Below are 15,580 nucleotides of genomic sequence, written 5' to 3' on the forward strand. Positions count from 1 at the left end.
CAGCTTCCCTCGAGCGTGGCTAGCCCCTCGGCCTGCGCCGAAGCGATTCCGCCGGCTATCAGGCCTGAGATGAATACACGGTTCAGCAACGCGCGAGATGTCATCTGCGATCTCTTTGTAACCTGTATATGAGGTTTCAAGTGCCCTTGCCATACAACATGAAACCTGTCAATCAGGTTACATGGATGCCCACGACCTGCCCGAAGACCGGGATGGCTTTCGCTTTCGTGGCGGCTGCAATGCGATCGATTTGCCCGCTACCTTGCAGGCCAGGCTCGGTCCATCGCCGCGCGAACTGCTGAACTCGCCCGATGACCTCGGTCGTTGGCTGGTCTCGGCCGGGATGGCCTTCAGGACATCGAAGACGACGGCCAAAGACCTGTCTGCGGCGCGAGCGCTGCGCGAGGCGATCTATATTCTGGCGGGAGGGCGCCGCGGGACCGAGGCCGAAGCTGCGTGCAAGACGCTAAATAACATCGCCGCCGGCGCGTCCGCGGTGCCGTCGCTTCAACCCGACGGGACCACGCGTCTGGAAGGAGGCGCTGAAGCTCTTCTCGTCACGCTGGCGCGTGAAGCCGTGCAACTCTTCGGCAGTGAAGCCGCAAGGCTCGTTCGGCAATGCCAGTCGCCAACCTGTACGCTTTATTTTGTCGATACCTCGCGCAGAGGCGACCGTCGGTGGTGCTCGATGTCGGCCTGCGGCAACAAGGCTAAAGTCCGGGAATTCCGCCGGCGCAAACGCGAGGACTAGGCCAGTGCCGGCGGCTTCTCTTGATGGCGTTCCGACAGCGTGAAGATTTCGAAGCCGGTCGCGGTCACGCCGACCGAGTGCTCGAACTGCGCTGACAGCGAGCGGTCCCGCGTCACCGCCGTCCAGCCATCGGACAGGATCTTCACGTGAGGCTTGCCCAGATTGATCATCGGCTCGATGGTGAAGAACATGCCGGGTTTGAGCGGCACGCCTTCGCCGGGACGGCCGACATGAATGATGTTCGGCTCGTCATGGAACAGCCGGCCGAGACCGTGACCGCAGAAATCGCGCACCACGCTCATGCCCTGCGGTTCGACGAAGCTCTGGATCGCGTGGCCGATATCGCCGGTGGTGGCGCCGGGCTTCACGGCGGCAATGCCGCGCATCATGGCCTCATAGGTCACCTCGATCAGCCGCTCGGCCTTTCGCGCGATCGGCGCAATCGCATACATTCGGCTGGAATCGCCATACCAGCCGTCGACGATGAAGGTGACGTCGATATTGACGATATCGCCTTCCTTCAGCGCCCGGTCGCCGGGCATGCCGTGGCACACCACATGGTTGATCGAGGTGCAGGTCGAATAACGGTAGCCCCGATACATCAGCGTCGCCGGAAAGGCGCCATGGCTGAAGGAGAATTCGCGGACGAAATCATCGATCTCGGAGGTCGGCATGCCGGCCTTGACGATGTCGGTCAGTTCGTCGAGGCATTTTGCCACCAGCGCGCCAGCCTTGCGCATGCCGGCAAAAGAGCTCGCGCCATGGAGCTTGATCTGCCCGGTTTTTCGCAGGGACGTGTCGGAGGCCTCAACATAGCTCATTGGCGGATCGTGTCTCGTTGGGAGGGTGGATTGAAGGGTCTAATTTAATGATTGGCGCGCCCCGTGCAAGCGATCCGGAGGGCGTGCGAGGCCCGAAACCACCGTCAATTGGAGACCTCCACCGTGGTATCGACCGGCAGCGCCCCGCCCCGAATACGGAGTTCTCGCACCGGATAAGGCACCCGGATGCCCTCGCGCTTGAACGCCTCCCACAGCGACAGCATGACGTCGCTCTTGACGTTATCCATGCCGTCGGGGTCGGCGATCCAGAAGGTCAGCGAGAACCTCATGCCGGTCTCGGCGAATTCGGTCAGGATACAGTTCGGCGTCCTGGATTTGATGGCGCGGGCCGCCGAGCCAGCGATTTCGGCCGCCAGCCGGCAAACCCGCCGCGGATCGGATTCGTAGTTGGTGCCGAAATTCACCTTCACCAGCGTGTTCTTGTCGGTATAGGTCCAGTTGGTGACCTTTTGCGTCACCAGGTCCTCGTTCGGGATCAGGAATTCGCGGCCGTCGCCGGCGGCGACCGAAATGTAGCGCGTCTTCATCGCGCTGATGCGGCCCGAACTTTCGCCAATGGTGACTAGGTCGCCGGGTTTGACCGACTTGTCCGCCAAAAGGATGATGCCGCTGATGAAGTTGGCGACGATCTTTTGCAGGCCGATGCCGATGCCAACGCCGACTGCGCCCGAAAACACCGCCAGCGCCGACAGGTTGATGCCGACCGCACTGAGCGCCACCGCGACCGCGAGGATCAGTAGCCCCATCCGGATCATCTTCACCAGCAGCACCTGGATCGACGGCGTCAGGTCGGTCGATTGGTTGATGCGGTTTTCGGCAAAATTGCTGGCGACATTGGTGAGCCAGAGCGCGGCGATCAAAAGCAGGCCGAGCTTGATGACGACCAGCGGCGTCAGCCGCAATCCGCCCAGGACGATCGAAATCGAATCCAGCGCATCGACCGCCGGATCGAGTTGGTTGATGACGCTAAGCGCGGCGATCACCCACGCCGACACCGATATCAGTTTGACCAGGAACGCGTTGCGGATGACCGACGTCACAAGCCGGATCATCAGCCAGGCAAGCGCGAGCTTGGCCGCGACCACCAGCATGTAGCTGCGGCTCGGCCAGGTCGAATGGTACATCGCAATACGCGCGGCAATGACCAGAACGGCAAATACGATGGTGGAGAAGCTTTCGACCAGCAGATGGGCGAGGCGCCGCAGCGGGGGCGGCCAGCGATCGGCGAGCGAATCGGTGTTGATGCGCGCCTGAAGCGCGGCATTGGCGGCCAAGGCTATTCCGGCGGCGGTGAGGATCAGGCCGAATTGCAGATAGAAAAAGGGTGAGGAAATCTCGGCGCCAACGGAGCGCGCCACCATTCGCAGGTATTCGATGACGTCGCTTATATCCATCGTCAAAATCTCGGTTCGGGGCAATCGCTATGGAGGACTTGATTCGAATGCAGGCCAGATTCTCACATAACCGAGGCATTCGCGCTATCGCGACCACGGCCATAAAGGCGTGATGGGTCTGCCGACCGCGCCACGGCAGAAATGGGTTGGCGTCGAACTGTGGCGACGATAAGGATGCTGTTGCAAGGATTTACGTAAAACCCATGGCCTCTCTCGACTCGGTCAGCATAGCCATTCTGCTCGGTGCGGTGCTCGTGATGGCCGGCATCTTGTCGAGCCTGTTGGCGCTCCGTTTCGGCGCGCCGTTGCTGCTGGTCTTTCTTCTAATCGGCGTCATGGCTGGGGAGTCCGGCCCCGGCAAGCTCCAGTTCGACGATTTGGGCACCACCTATCTGGTGGGATCGGTGGCGCTGGCGCTGATCCTGTTCGACGGCGGCCTGCGAACGCGTTTCCAGAACATCAGCGCCGTGATCGCGCCGTCGATGGTGCTCGCGACCATCGGCGTATTGCTGACCGCGCTGATCACCGCGCCGGTTGCCAAATATACCCTCGATCTGAACTGGACCGAGGCCTTGCTGGTCGGCGCCGTCGTCGCCTCGACCGACGCGGCGGCGGTGTTTCTGCTCGTGCATGCACAAGGATTACGGCTGCGTCCGCGCGTCGGTGCGACGCTGGAAGCCGAATCCGGCACCAACGATCCGTTTGCGGTGTTTCTTACATTGATGCTGGTCGAGCTGATTTCGGTCGGCGGAAGTTCGTTCACCCATGTGGCCATCGAACTCGGCCGTGAGGCGGTGCTGGGCGCGGTCGCCGGCGTCGTCGGCGGCAGGCTTGTGGTGTTTTCGCTCAACCGCGTAGCGCTGCCGCAAGGCCTGCACGCGCCGTTCGTGCTCACGGCGGCGTTGGTGATATTTGGCGCCGCGCAGATCGCGCACGCCTCGGGTTTTCTCGCCGTCTATCTTGCCGGCATCATCATCGGTAACCAGCCGACGCGGGCGCATAATGCGGTGGTGACATTCCTGGATGCGGCGACGTGGCTGGCGCAGATCGTGATGTTCGTGCTGCTCGGGCTTCTCGCCTCGCCGCAGCGTTTGGTCGGGAGCATTGGACCGGCGGTGGTTATCGCTCTGGTCCTGATGCTGGTGGCGCGCCCACTTGCGGTGTTTATTTGCCTGGCGCCGTTTCGCTTCAACTGGCGGGAGAAAATTTTCATCGCCTGGACCGGCTTGCGTGGCGCGGTTGCGATCTTCCTGGCGTCGATTCCGATGCTGGTCGGCCTATCGAAGGCCTATCTGTATTTCGACGTCGCCTTTGTCATCGTCGTTATTTCGCTTCTGTTGCAGGGATGGACGCTGGCGGCTGCGGCGCGGCGGCTGCATGTGGCGTTGCCGCGCGCCGATCGCGGCCCGCGGCGGGTCGAACTCGATCTTCCCGGACAGCTCGAGCAGGAATTGGTCGGCTATCCCGTGCGGCCAAAAAGCCTGTTCTTCCGCCGTGGCCTGACCCCGTCCTGGTCGAAGCCGACGCTGGTGATTCGCGACCAACACATTCTCTCGCCGGCGGAGGCCGATCCGGTTCGTCCGGGCGATTACGTCTACCTGCTTGCGCCGCCCGAGAAGGCCGAGGCGCTCGACCGTTTCTTTGTCGATATGCCGCCAAGTTCGGCGCCGGATCCGCATCTGCTTGGCGATTTCACCGTGTCAGGTGAGCACACGCTCGGCGAACTGGCCGAAGTCTATGGCGTCAAGATCGACGCCGATCAGGCCGGCCTGACGCTCGCGGACTACTTCGACATCCATCTCGACCATGCGCCCAAAGAAGGCGCGACGCTCGATCTCGACACCATCGTGCTGGTGGCGCGCAGCATCAGCGGCGGCAGGGTGAATATCATCGGTCTTCGTCTGCCCGAAGATCCGGAAGAGCCGCCACCGGCCTTGCGGCCACTTGATGTGTTCAAGCAGAAATTGGCCAGCTTCTGGTCGTCGGTGGCGGGGATCTAAAAAAGAAAATGGCGCTGGCCACATCTGGCCCTGCCATCGATCGATTCAAATCTGCTGTTATCAGTAGCCGCAGGAACCACAGCGCGGCACGACCGGCGCGTAATAGGTGCGGGCAGGCGCAACCATCTCGACGCGCTCGCGGACAGCGTATTGCGGCGCGACCATCGCGGTCTGCGGCACCATCACAGTGCGGTATTGCGGCGGAATGACTTGCGGCTGATAGCAGGTGCCGCAGGGCTGTGGCGGGGCGTAGCAACCATAACATCGGGCCGAAGCTGTGGTCGGAAGGGCAGCGACGGAAAGTGCTGAAATAATCAATGCGGCATAAACGCGAGACATTTTGATGGCTGCCTTTGGGTTTGCGATGTCATCACCAATAGGCCCGCGAGGTCGGGCGTCAACGGAGGTCGCGCGTTTACCTTACGGAGATCATTAATGGTAACGCTTCCGGCGAAATGTACGCTTTCAATCGCGTCAGGCAGGCGCGTGCGCCGCAGGCAATACCTCGGTGCCGCCAAACCCGGTCACGCGGCCACGCTTGATGATCGCGATTTGCGTCGCCAGCTTCCGCATCTCGGATGGGTCGTGGCTGACATATACCATGGGGATGCCGGCTTCGTCGCGCAGGCGAACGAGATAGGGCAGGATCTCTTCCTTGCGCTCTTCATCGAGCGAGCCCAGCGGTTCATCCATGAGCAACAGTCGGGGCTGCGACAACAGTGCCCGCCCGAGCGCCACGCGCTGGCGCTCACCGCCGGATAATTTTCCAGGGCGGCGATCCAGCAATTCGCCGATGTCCAGAAGCTCGGTGACGCGCCGCCATTGCGCGGCATCCTCCGTTAGGCGGTTCATGCGCCGCCCATAGTCAAGATTTTCGCGCACGTCGAGATGCGGAAACAGCCGCGCATCCTGGAAGACATAGCCGATGCGGCGGCGGTGGACCGGGACGTGTGTTCGCGCGGACGTATCATCGAGTGTCTCGCCATCGATGGCGATGATGCCACGGTCGGGCCGCAGCAGACCCGCGATCATATTGATCAGCGACGTCTTTCCGGCACCGGAGGCGCCGAATAGCCCGGTGACGCGGCCTTCGCTCGCAAAGGCGGCTTCGACGGTAAATTCACCCAATCGCCTGGAGACGTCGACACGCAGCATGATTAGCTCCCGTGCAGGCGCTGCAAGGCGCGCCGGGAAAACCATTCCGAAGCAACAAGCGCGGCCGTCGAGATCAAGACCGAGATCACCACCAGCCGCAGCGCCGCCGTATCGCCATCCGGGGTCTGAATCAGCGAATAGATCGCAGACGAAATGGTTTGGGTTTCGCCGGGAATATTCGAAACGAATGTAATGGTTGCGCCAAATTCGCCGAGCGCTTTGGCAAATCCAAGCACCATTCCGGCGAGCACACCGGATAGAGCGAGCGGCAACGTCACGGTCAAGAACACCTGCCACGGGGCGGCGCCGAGCGTCGCGGCGGCCTGTTCCAGCCGCCGGTCCACGGCCTCGATCGAGAGGCGGATCGGCCGAACCAAAAGCGGGAACGACATGATTCCACAGGCGAGCGCTGCCCCGGTCCAGCGAAACGCAAAAACGAGACCGAGATGTTCGGCAAGCCAAGCCCCGACCGCGCCGCGGCGGCCGAAAGTGAGCAGCAGGAGATAGCCGGTGACCACAGGCGGCAGCACCAGCGGCAGGTGAATGACGGCGTCAAGCAGCGCCTTGCCCCAAAACTCCCGGCGCGCCAACAACCACGCCACCGCGACGGCGATCGGCGTCGCCACCAGCGTGGCGACGGTCGCGACCCGCAGCGAAAGCAGGATCGCGGTCCATTCCGTGGGTGAAATGTCGAACACGCCGATAAATGCGATCAGGATGAGGGGCGGATCAGGAAGCTGAATCCGTATTTTTCAAAAATGGTCTTGGCGGCCTGCGAATGCAGAAAAGCAAGATAGGCGGCAGCGCCCGTGCCGGCGGAGGTGGTCGCGGCGACCGGATAGATGATGGCGGGATGAGAATCGGCCGGGAAGTTGCCGACGATTTTCACTTCCGGTTCGACCTTGGCATCGGTGGCGTAGACGATGCCGAGCACCGCCTCGCCGCGCGCCACCAGCGTCAGCGCGGCGCGCACGCTTTCGGCCATCGCGAATTTGGGCGCGGCCATCTCCCACGCGCCGAGCTGTTCCAACGCGGCCTTGGCGTATTTGCCGACGGGGACCGAACTCACGTCGCCGGTGGCAATCCGGCCATTGCCGGCGAGCTTGGCGAGGTCGAAGCCCTGGCCGATCGTCACGCTGCCGATGGAAGAATCTTTCGGCGCGATCAGGACGATGCTGTTGCCGAGCAGGTTGGTTCGGGTTTCCGTGTTGATGGCTTTTTGTTTGGCGGCGTAGTCCATCCAATCAGTATCGGCGGACAGGAAAATATCGGCAGGCGCGCCCTGCTCGATCTGTTTGGCCAGCACGGAGCTTGCCGCATAGCTTGCAACCACCTTGACGCCGGTCTTGGCGGTGTAGGCGGCGTCGATGTCGTCGAGCGCATTCTTCATTGAGGCCGCGGCAAATACCGTCAGGCCTTTTTCCTCGGCGGATGCTGACGAGGACGAAAGTCCGCCCACGATCGCGAGAGCGAACAGAATTTTGACATGCCGGTTCATGGCAGCGCTCCGCGCCTGAACGCTGGCCGACATGCGGCGCGCGACATCAGGTCTTGGTCCATCGTAAGGTGCGACCAGCGAAAGCGCCGTTCCGCTGTTCCCACCGGCTTACGGCCGGCGGGAACTTCGCTAAAAGAAAACAATAACAGGCGGATGGTCCCGGTCAAAGTACCCAAATGCCGCCTCGGCCGAGGCGGCGGGCCGTTCATTCCGACGGCTCGATCGCGATCGAGAGCGAATTCTCCCTGGCGCCGCTGATCTGAATCACGAAGGGAGTTGCCGAAAGGTCGAACTTCACGGTTTTGCGAATCCCTTCGCAATCCGTCGCGCCGCTAAATGCCGTCGGCTTTAGAAAATGACCGTCCTGCACCAGGTCGATCCACGCGCCATTGGAAAGGCTGACCGTGTAACTTCCAGCCTTGTGCAGAGCCGCAAATTTCGCGAAGCCGGCATAAGTGCCGTCCTTCGGCGCGCGTTCCGGCGGCGTCGGCAGTTTGGCGTCGGCTGGCGCGACGAGGGCAATCGTCACGCCGGTTGACGGCAACGCGGCCAGTTCGCTGCCCGAACCGAGCTTCGCGCGATCCGGCGCGATCAGAAGCGCGCGTGCATGATCGATATTCCATTTGAACTTGTCGCAGCCGCTCGGCTCTTCCGCTGCCATCGCAGGAGCGGCGGCAAGCAAAGTGAGGGCAACGAAGAGGGATTTACGCATCAATCCACCGCAATCATGACGTCAGAAGCCTTTACCACCACGGTCACATGACCCTTGGCCTTGATGCCGAGCTCATCGACCGCCTCATTGGTGATCGAGGAGGTGATAACCTGCCCGTTGCCGATATCGACCCGAACGTGAGAGGTGGTCGCACCTTTTTTGACTTCAAGAACGGTGCCTTTGATCTGGTTGCGTGCACTGATGCGCATGATGGTCTCCACGCTGTCGGGCCGCGCTCGATCCGCCGCGGGCATGACGGTCTTCTAATGAAACAGAAGATGGGATTGTCGTCCCGGTTAAGCCGCCATGCTTACGGCATCAGCGACGATATATCTTACCGCATACAACCGGGGTGCGATAGGCTCGCAATCCGAATGTTAATGCCCGCTATTGCTTGGCGTTCGGTGCGGCCAGGACCTGACGGCACTCCGCCGGCAGTTGCGCCAGTGTCAACCCCGGTCTCGGTTCGGCCGGTTCAGGCGACGGCTTGGGGTGGAGCACTTCGTCCGTGAACCAGTAAGCAAGATCGGCCGCGCTGCAGGCCTCGCCCTCCGTGTTATCCGGCTGGCCGGTGCAGGCGGTACTGCCTGCGGGGCATTTGATGCGAATGTGAAAGTGATAGTCGTGGCCATACATCGGCCGGATCTTGGAGAGCCAGCTCCGATCGCCCTTGGCTTCGCGGCAAAGCGCCTTCTTGATAGCGGCGTTGACGAAGATGCGCTGCACGTTCGGCTCCTGCGCGGCGTCGCGGATCACCGTCAGATGTTGCAGCGTCCATGTGTTTGGATCGATGTCGAGCCGATCGGATCGCACCATCATCACGGCCGACATTTCCTCGCGCTCGTTGCGTGACAGGGTGTAGTTCGGCATTGGCGTCAGCCAGACATCGGCATCGAGGCCGATCTGATGGCTGGCGTGGCCGGTAAACATCGGGCCGCCGCGCGGCTGCGACATGTCACCGACCAGAATGCCCGGCCAGCCGGCGTCCTTGTGTACTTTCGCCGACAACCGCTCCAGCAACGCAACGATCTCCGGATGCGCCCAATTGCGATTGCGCGACAGCCGCATCACCTGCCATGTCGGGCCGTTGATCGGCAAAGGCTGCGCACCGGCGATGCAGCCCTTGGAGTAGAAGCCGATCACCTTCGTCGGCATGGCCGCCGGCAGGACCTTGCGCCCGAACAACTCCTTGGCGCCGATTTTGGGATCGTTCGGATTGGCGAGCGCCGGCAACGGCTTTGGATCGACACTGCCTTTGTCCTGGGCCAGCGCAACAAAACTGCCGGTGGCGAACACGAGGGCCAGAAATATCGAGATAAAAAATGGATGCCGACTCATGGTCGGCACTCTATCCGACGTATCGGCAGCAGGGAATTCACCAATCGGGGAAGACGACTTAAGTGCGGGCCCGCTTGCTGCGTGATGGGGTCGCTGCCCGCGCATTCCGCTTGTTCAAATGATAAGTCAAAGCGAGTCCGATGCAGTGGCGGAGCGCTGCTTCATCGAGCTCGTCCTCGACGTTTAAGAGAATGCAACGGTTACCGCCATAGCTCCATTTGTCGGGATAGAGTTCGCGGAAGGTCGCGACGAGATCGGTCTGGCAATGGAAGTAGATCGCAAGCTGTTTGCCGGCGACATGATCGATGCGGACGGTGCTGCCGCTTTTGGTTTCCGGCGTGAGGTAACTCGGTTGGCCCCACTTCAAGGCTTCCTCGATCCGGCCGACGCCCGGAGTGGCTTTGGCCGTAGCAAGGATCAGCCGGGGCAGCGCCAGTAATTTTGGCTTTGCCGGTGTCGGATAGGCCCTGAATACCGCGTCGACGGTGGTTGCCGAGGTCGTGGCCGATTTCGGTTTGCCAAGACTCTTGGATGTGCCGGTCATGTCGATGTTCCCGGCCCTTCGGCAGCGCCCTCAAGCCTTCGCTTGAAAGCGTATCTTACGCGGCTTCACGCAGGCCGGCGAGGAAACTATCGACGCTTTTGAACAGCGCCGAGGCGTGCTGGCTGAGTTCGCCAGATGCCGAGAGCACGGTCGCGGCGAGCGCGCGCGATTGCTCGGCCGCTTGACTGGCGCCCGCGACGTTGACGGCGACTTCGCTGGTGCCGGCGGCGACCTGCTGGACGCTTTGGGCGATCTCGCGCGTCGCCGTTCCCTGTTCTTCGACGGCGGAGGCGATCGTGGTGGCAATCGCGCTGATCTCGCGGATGGTGTTGCCGATGCCGCCGATCGCGGTCACGCACTCTGCGGTGGAAGCCTGGATTGACGCGACCTGCCCGGCGATCTCTTCGGTGGCCTTGGCGGTCTGGCTTGCCAGTTCCTTGACCTCGGAGGCGACCACGGCAAAGCCCTTGCCGGCTTCACCGGCGCGCGCCGCCTCGATGGTTGCATTCAGTGCCAGCAAATTAGTCTGGCCGGCAATCGCGCTGATCAGGCGAAGCACGTCGCCGATCTTTTCTCCGGAAGCGGCCAGCGCTCCCACCATCTGGTTGGTCTTCGCGGCCTTGCCGACCGCGGCGTCGGCGACGTCGCTGGAATGGGTGACCTGGCGGCTGATCTCTGCCACGGAAGAGGCGAGCTCTTCGGTGGCCGCCGCGACCGTGTTGATGCTTGAGGAAGCTTCCTCGGACGCCGCGGCGGCTGCAGTGGCCTGCGCCGACGTGCCGTTGATGCTTGCGGTGATTTCCGAGGCGACGCGCTGCATGTCTTCGGTCGCGCGCGCCACCGCGCTGACGAGGCTCTTGACGTCGGCTTCGAAACGGTCGGCCATGCTCCGTTGCAGCGCGCTCTTTTCGAGTTCGCTCTGTTTCTTGGCCGCTTCCTGCTCCTCGCGCAATAGCCGCGACTCGATCATGTTGCGGCGGAATACGTCGACGGCGCCGGCCATGGTGCCGAGTTCGTCCTTGCGGTTGGCGCCGGGAATCTCGACGTCGGTATCGCCGCTGGAAAGGCGGTTCATGACGGCGGTGATCGCTGTCAACGGACGCGACATCCCGCGGCCGATCACAAGCGCCAGCAAAGCGGCGGCGATCAGAATGGCGATGGTGCCGAAAATCAGCGTGCGCTGCGAACTGGTGGAGGCCGCTTCATAGGCGGTGGTGTCCTTGACCAGTTCGATCACGGCCACCGGCTGGCCAGCATAGTTCTTGATTTGTCCAAGATAGAGCGCAACCGGATGGCCGCCCAGTGTGGTGTCGCGGCGAAGCGCGCTGCCTTCAAAGGCGCTCTTCAACTCTTCCTGGGTCGCCAAGGATTGCTCGACGAAGGTCGAGCCGATGTTGGCAAAGGCCTTGCCGTCGAAACGATGCACCGCGAGGTCGACACCGAAGCGCTGCTTGACGCTGTCGACGAACTGCTTGTTGAAGGAGACGCCGATATCGGCGACGGCAATGCTCTTTCCGTCGCGCATGATCGGTGTCATGGCAAAAATGCTGAGGGAGTCCCGGCCGGCTTCGACGCCAACGATGGGTTTTCCAGTCCTGTTCGACTCCACCACCGTATTGCGCCGGGCCGAGATGTCTTCGCCGAAATGCTTCGGATCGTGCGCGCGGAAGAAGTTGATGGCCGGTGGCGCGTGGAAGCTGATCAGCGGGATGCCTTGCGCCTTGATCGCCTCGAGCGGCGCGCTCAGCAACTGCTCCATCGCGGCGCGATCGCCTTTGGCGACGGCGTCCGCAACCGGAGGCAGGTTGGCCAGCACCGCGCTGACCGCCAATCCCGCGCGCCCTTCATAGTCGAGGGTCGCAATCACGCTGTCATATTGCAGCTTGAGTTGCTGATCGAGCGCAAGGCGCATCAGCGCGCGCTCCTGCATCACCGAAAATGTTCCAAGGATTCCGCAGGCCGCCGCAACCGTCAGCGAAATCGCAAGGATCAGGCGTGCCGCAATCGACCGAAGCTGGAACATGGGATTTCAGGCCTTGCAAAAGTTGGCCCGAAATTCCCAGAAAGTGCTTAATATCTGATTGCCTTTGAAGCCCGGTTGATCTTGCCGGCGGCCTTAAATCCTGGAATGACGCCATTGTGACGCGCGCCTTTCGCTTCGACCTTAGTCGAGCGTGACAGCTCAGCCTTACATGGTCGGTCCGCGCGGGATCACGCTGTTGGTCAGGATCATCTTGCCGACGTCTTCAAAGTGATTGTCGCGGGCCTGGATTTGCTGCGCGATGGCGTGCATGTCGCGGAACCGTCGTTCGAAAGGATTCGATTTGAACACGGCCGTGGCGCCCGCCATGTGATAGGCGGTATCGACGATCTCGGCCGCCTGGTGAATGGTATAGGTCGCCGAGAGACGAATGGCGGCTCTACACTGCTCCGAGAGCCGCCCAGTGCTCAATATTTCCTGCCAGGCTTCCGAAGCGGTGGAAAAATGATAGGCGCGCGCCGCGCGCAGTTTGGCCTCGGTGCGGCCGATCAGGCCTTGGACCGCGCTGTTATCCTTCATTGCGGCGATGCCGACCGAGTGCTTCTTGCGGGCGAGATCAATCGCCGCATCTAGCGTGGCGCGGGCGACCCCGAGCGCCACCGCGCCAAAGCCTAGTCCGAACATGCTGTAGGTCGTGATGCCGTAAAGCGGACCTTTCTCGCGCAGCTCCGAGAAGTCGTCGCGCAGCGCGGCGAAATTCTCGGGGACGAACAGATTTTCGACCGAATAGGAATCGGTGCCTGTGCCACAGAGCCCGATCACGTTCCACATGTCGTGCATGGTAGCGCTGGACATGGGAAAGACGATGGTGAGGATTTCAGGCGTCCCGTTCGGCCTCATCCGCGTCTTGCCGTCGGCTTCAAGCACCTGAACATGCGCCCCGAGCCAGTTGGCCTGACGCGAGCCGCTGGCAAAATCCCAGCGCGCGCTGATCGTATAGCCGCCGGGAACCGCCTGTACCGCATGGGCGATCGCGCCCCAAGCCATGATGTCGTCGGGCTTGTCGAAAACCTGGTGCGCCACGTCCGCATCGAGATAGGCCGCCGTCATGGCGACGACCGAGCATTGACCCACGCACCAGGCCGTGGAGGCGTCGGCCTTGGCGATTTCCTCCAGCATTTCCATGAAAACCATGGGTGGGGATTCGAATCCGCCGATGTTTTTCGGCAACAGCGAGCGATAAAGCCCGTTTTCGATCAGAGCTGATACCACCTTTGGCGTCAGGCGCCGGGTCTGCTCGATTTCGTCGGCCTCTGCCGTTATCAGGGGTGCAAGCGCCTTGGCGCGTTCGACGAGGCCCGAGGCGATACTCCCGGCTACGGGCTTGTTCATGGCGTTCCCCTGTATTTTATCGAGTGATCAATTAGCGCCATGTTGATCCAACTCGCGGCCGGGATCAAGATGGACGCAAGGCAACTCGATGCAGAATTGTCGGGTGGCAACAGCGGGGGCCGCAGCGCTCTTGCAGCGCTGCGGGGCTCTTTCAGCGCTTAAGGCTCAGCTATCGACCTTCAGCGCGGCGATGAAGGCTTCCTGCGGGATGTCGACCTTGCCGAACTGCCGCATCTTCTTCTTGCCTTCCTTCTGCTTCTCCAGAAGCTTGCGCTTTCGCGTGATGTCGCCGCCATAGCATTTGGCGGTAACGTCCTTGCGCAGCGCCCGCACGGTTTCGCGCGCGATCACCTTGCCGCCGATCGCGGCCTGGATCGGAATCTGGAACATGTGCGGCGGAATCAGTTCCTTCATCTTTTCGACCATGGCGCGGCCGCGGCCTTCGGCGCGGGTGCGGTGCACCAGCATCGAGAGCGCGTCCACCGGCTCGTTGTTGACCAGGATCTGCATCTTGACGAGATCGGCCGGCTTGTAGTCGGTAAGGTGATAGTCGAACGAGGCGTAGCCCTTTGAGACCGATTTCAAGCGATCGTAGAAATCGAACACCACCTCGTTCAGCGGCAGTTCGTATTTCACCATGGCGCGATTGCCGACGTAAGTGAGTTCCTTCTGCGAGCCGCGCCGGTCCTGACAAAGCTTCAGCACGCTGCCGAGATATTCGTCGGGGGTGAGGATCGTCGCCTCGATCCACGGCTCCTGGATCTCGGCGATCTTCACCACGTCGGGCATGTCGATCGGGTTGTGGATTTCGATCGACTGCCCGTCGGTCAAATGCATCCGGTAGATCACGCTCGGCGCGGTCGCGATCAGGTTGAGATCGAACTCGCGTTGCAGGCGTTCCTGGATGATTTCCAGATGCAACAGCCCAAGGAAGCCGCAGCGGAAACCGAAGCCGAGCGCGGCGGAGGTTTCCATCTCGAACGAAAAGCTGGCGTCGTTGAGCCGCAGTTTGCCCATCGCGGCGCGCAGGGTTTCGAAATCGTCGGCGTCGACCGGAAACAGGCCGCAGAAAACCACCGGGATCGCCGGCTTGAAGCCCGGCAGCATGTCGGTGACCGGCTTGCGGTCGTCGGTGATGGTGTCGCCGACGCGCGTATCGGCGACTTCCTTGATCGCGGCGGTGATGAAGCCGATCTCGCCGGGACCGAGTTCCTCGACCTGGTGCATTTTCGGCGTGAAGAAGCCAACCCGCTCGAGATCGTAGGCGGCGCCGGTGCCCATCATCCGGATGCGCTGGCCCTTCTTCATCGCGCCATCGACGATTCGTACCAGCACGACAACGCCGAGATAGACGTCGTACCAACTGTCGACCAGAAGTGCCTTCAGCGGCGCCTCGCGATCGCCTTTCGGCGGCGGCAGCCGATGCACGATGGCTTCCAGCACCTCGTCGATGCCGAGGCCGGTCTTGGCCGAGATCATCACCGCGTCGGACGCATCGATACCGATGACGTCCTCGATCTGCTTTTTGACCTGTTCGGGTTCCGCGGCCGGCAGGTCGATCTTGTTCAGCACCGGCACGATTTCGTGGCCGGCGTCCAGCGCATGATAGACGTTGGCGAGGGTTTGTGCTTCGACGCCCTGGCTCGCATCCACCACCAGCAGCGAGCCTTCGCAGGCCGCGAGCGAGCGCGACACTTCGTAGGCGAAATCGACATGGCCGGGCGTGTCGATCAGATTGAGGATGTAGGATTTGCCGTCCTTGGCCGCATAGGTCAGCCGCACGGTTTGCGCCTTGATCGTGATCCCGCGCTCGCGCTCGATGTCCATGGAATCGAGCACTTGTTCCTTCATCTCGCGCGCTTGTAACCCGCCGGTGGTCTGGATCAGGCGGTCGGCCAGCGTCGATTTGCCATGGTCGATATGCGCAACTATCGAAAAGTTGCGGATGTTCGAAATCGGGACTGAGGTCATGG

General features: G+C 61.9%; 15 protein-coding genes. 2 read left to right on the forward strand and 13 right to left on the reverse strand.

Going from position 1 to position 15,580, the window contains the following annotated elements; translation table 11 throughout:
• The first annotated feature begins 181 nt into the window (after window positions 1-181).
• Window positions 182-751 carry a CGNR zinc finger domain-containing protein gene (locus tag ABSE61_RS15415; RefSeq protein ID WP_423871988.1) on the forward strand — a complete coding sequence of 190 codons (570 nt, stop codon included), beginning with the start codon at window positions 182-184 and terminating at the stop codon, window positions 749-751.
• On the opposite strand, the gene map is transcribed toward ABSE61_RS15415, so the two are convergent.
• Complete coding sequence (gene map / locus ABSE61_RS15420; RefSeq protein WP_423871989.1) at window positions 748-1,572, reverse strand: type I methionyl aminopeptidase; 825 nt, start codon at window positions 1,570-1,572, stop codon at window positions 748-750. The two genes, ABSE61_RS15415 and map, sit on opposite strands and share 4 nt — an antisense overlap.
• Before the next feature lie 104 nt (window positions 1,573-1,676).
• Complete coding sequence (locus ABSE61_RS15425; protein ID WP_423871990.1) at window positions 1,677-2,987, reverse strand: mechanosensitive ion channel family protein; 1,311 nt, start codon at window positions 2,985-2,987, stop codon at window positions 1,677-1,679.
• A gap of 203 nt (window positions 2,988-3,190) precedes the next feature.
• Here ABSE61_RS15425 and ABSE61_RS15430 point away from each other — a divergent pair, with 203 nt between their 5' ends.
• Window positions 3,191-4,987 (forward strand): potassium/proton antiporter, encoded by a 1,797-nt coding sequence (locus ABSE61_RS15430; protein ID WP_423871991.1) that lies wholly within the window; start codon window positions 3,191-3,193, stop codon window positions 4,985-4,987.
• Between the two features lie 60 nt (window positions 4,988-5,047).
• Here ABSE61_RS15430 and ABSE61_RS15435 read toward each other — a convergent pair whose 3' ends face one another.
• The 11 genes from ABSE61_RS15435 to lepA all read right to left on the reverse strand — a co-directional run bounded on the left by ABSE61_RS15435 (window position 5,048) and on the right by lepA (window position 15,578).
• On the reverse strand, window positions 5,048-5,326 hold the full coding sequence (locus ABSE61_RS15435) for a hypothetical protein (protein ID WP_423871992.1): 279 nt from the start codon (window positions 5,324-5,326) through the stop codon (window positions 5,048-5,050).
• A gap of 135 nt (window positions 5,327-5,461) precedes the next feature.
• A complete protein-coding gene (modC, locus tag ABSE61_RS15440; protein ID WP_423871993.1) occupies window positions 5,462-6,142 on the reverse strand; it encodes a molybdenum ABC transporter ATP-binding protein in 681 nt (226 codons plus the stop codon).
• A gap of 2 nt (window positions 6,143-6,144) precedes the next feature.
• Window positions 6,145-6,840 carry a molybdate ABC transporter permease subunit gene (modB, locus tag ABSE61_RS15445; RefSeq protein WP_423871994.1) on the reverse strand — a complete coding sequence of 232 codons (696 nt, stop codon included), beginning with the start codon at window positions 6,838-6,840 and terminating at the stop codon, window positions 6,145-6,147.
• A gap of 14 nt (window positions 6,841-6,854) precedes the next feature.
• Window positions 6,855-7,640 carry a molybdate ABC transporter substrate-binding protein gene (modA, locus tag ABSE61_RS15450; protein ID WP_423871995.1) on the reverse strand — a complete coding sequence of 262 codons (786 nt, stop codon included), beginning with the start codon at window positions 7,638-7,640 and terminating at the stop codon, window positions 6,855-6,857.
• Window positions 7,641-7,845: 205 nt separating this feature from the next.
• Window positions 7,846-8,352 (reverse strand): hypothetical protein, encoded by a 507-nt coding sequence (locus ABSE61_RS15455; RefSeq protein ID WP_423871996.1) that lies wholly within the window; start codon window positions 8,350-8,352, stop codon window positions 7,846-7,848.
• Window positions 8,352-8,561 carry a TOBE domain-containing protein gene (locus ABSE61_RS15460; RefSeq protein WP_423871997.1) on the reverse strand — a complete coding sequence of 70 codons (210 nt, stop codon included), beginning with the start codon at window positions 8,559-8,561 and terminating at the stop codon, window positions 8,352-8,354. Before ABSE61_RS15460 ends, ABSE61_RS15455 begins: the two co-directional genes overlap by 1 nt.
• A 178-nt stretch (window positions 8,562-8,739) precedes the next feature.
• Window positions 8,740-9,690 (reverse strand): penicillin-insensitive murein endopeptidase, encoded by a 951-nt coding sequence (gene mepA / locus ABSE61_RS15465; RefSeq protein ID WP_423871998.1) that lies wholly within the window; start codon window positions 9,688-9,690, stop codon window positions 8,740-8,742.
• Window positions 9,691-9,748: 58 nt separating this feature from the next.
• Window positions 9,749-10,234: a DUF1801 domain-containing protein gene (locus ABSE61_RS15470; protein WP_423871999.1), complete on the reverse strand. Its 486-nt coding sequence runs from the start codon at window positions 10,232-10,234 to the stop codon at window positions 9,749-9,751.
• Between the two features lie 55 nt (window positions 10,235-10,289).
• On the reverse strand, window positions 10,290-12,257 hold the full coding sequence (locus ABSE61_RS15475) for a methyl-accepting chemotaxis protein (RefSeq protein WP_423872000.1): 1,968 nt from the start codon (window positions 12,255-12,257) through the stop codon (window positions 10,290-10,292).
• Between the two features lie 165 nt (window positions 12,258-12,422).
• The gene (locus ABSE61_RS15480) at window positions 12,423-13,607 is read right to left on the reverse strand and encodes an acyl-CoA dehydrogenase family protein (RefSeq protein WP_423872001.1); all 1,185 of its coding nucleotides are present in this window, start codon (window positions 13,605-13,607) and stop codon (window positions 12,423-12,425) included.
• A gap of 165 nt (window positions 13,608-13,772) precedes the next feature.
• On the reverse strand, window positions 13,773-15,578 hold the full coding sequence (lepA, locus tag ABSE61_RS15485; protein ID WP_423872002.1) for a translation elongation factor 4: 1,806 nt from the start codon (window positions 15,576-15,578) through the stop codon (window positions 13,773-13,775).
• Window positions 15,579-15,580: the final 2 nt, after the last annotated feature.

Source organism: Bradyrhizobium sp., from assembly GCF_049519115.1.
GTDB lineage: Bacteria > Pseudomonadota > Alphaproteobacteria > Rhizobiales > Xanthobacteraceae > Bradyrhizobium.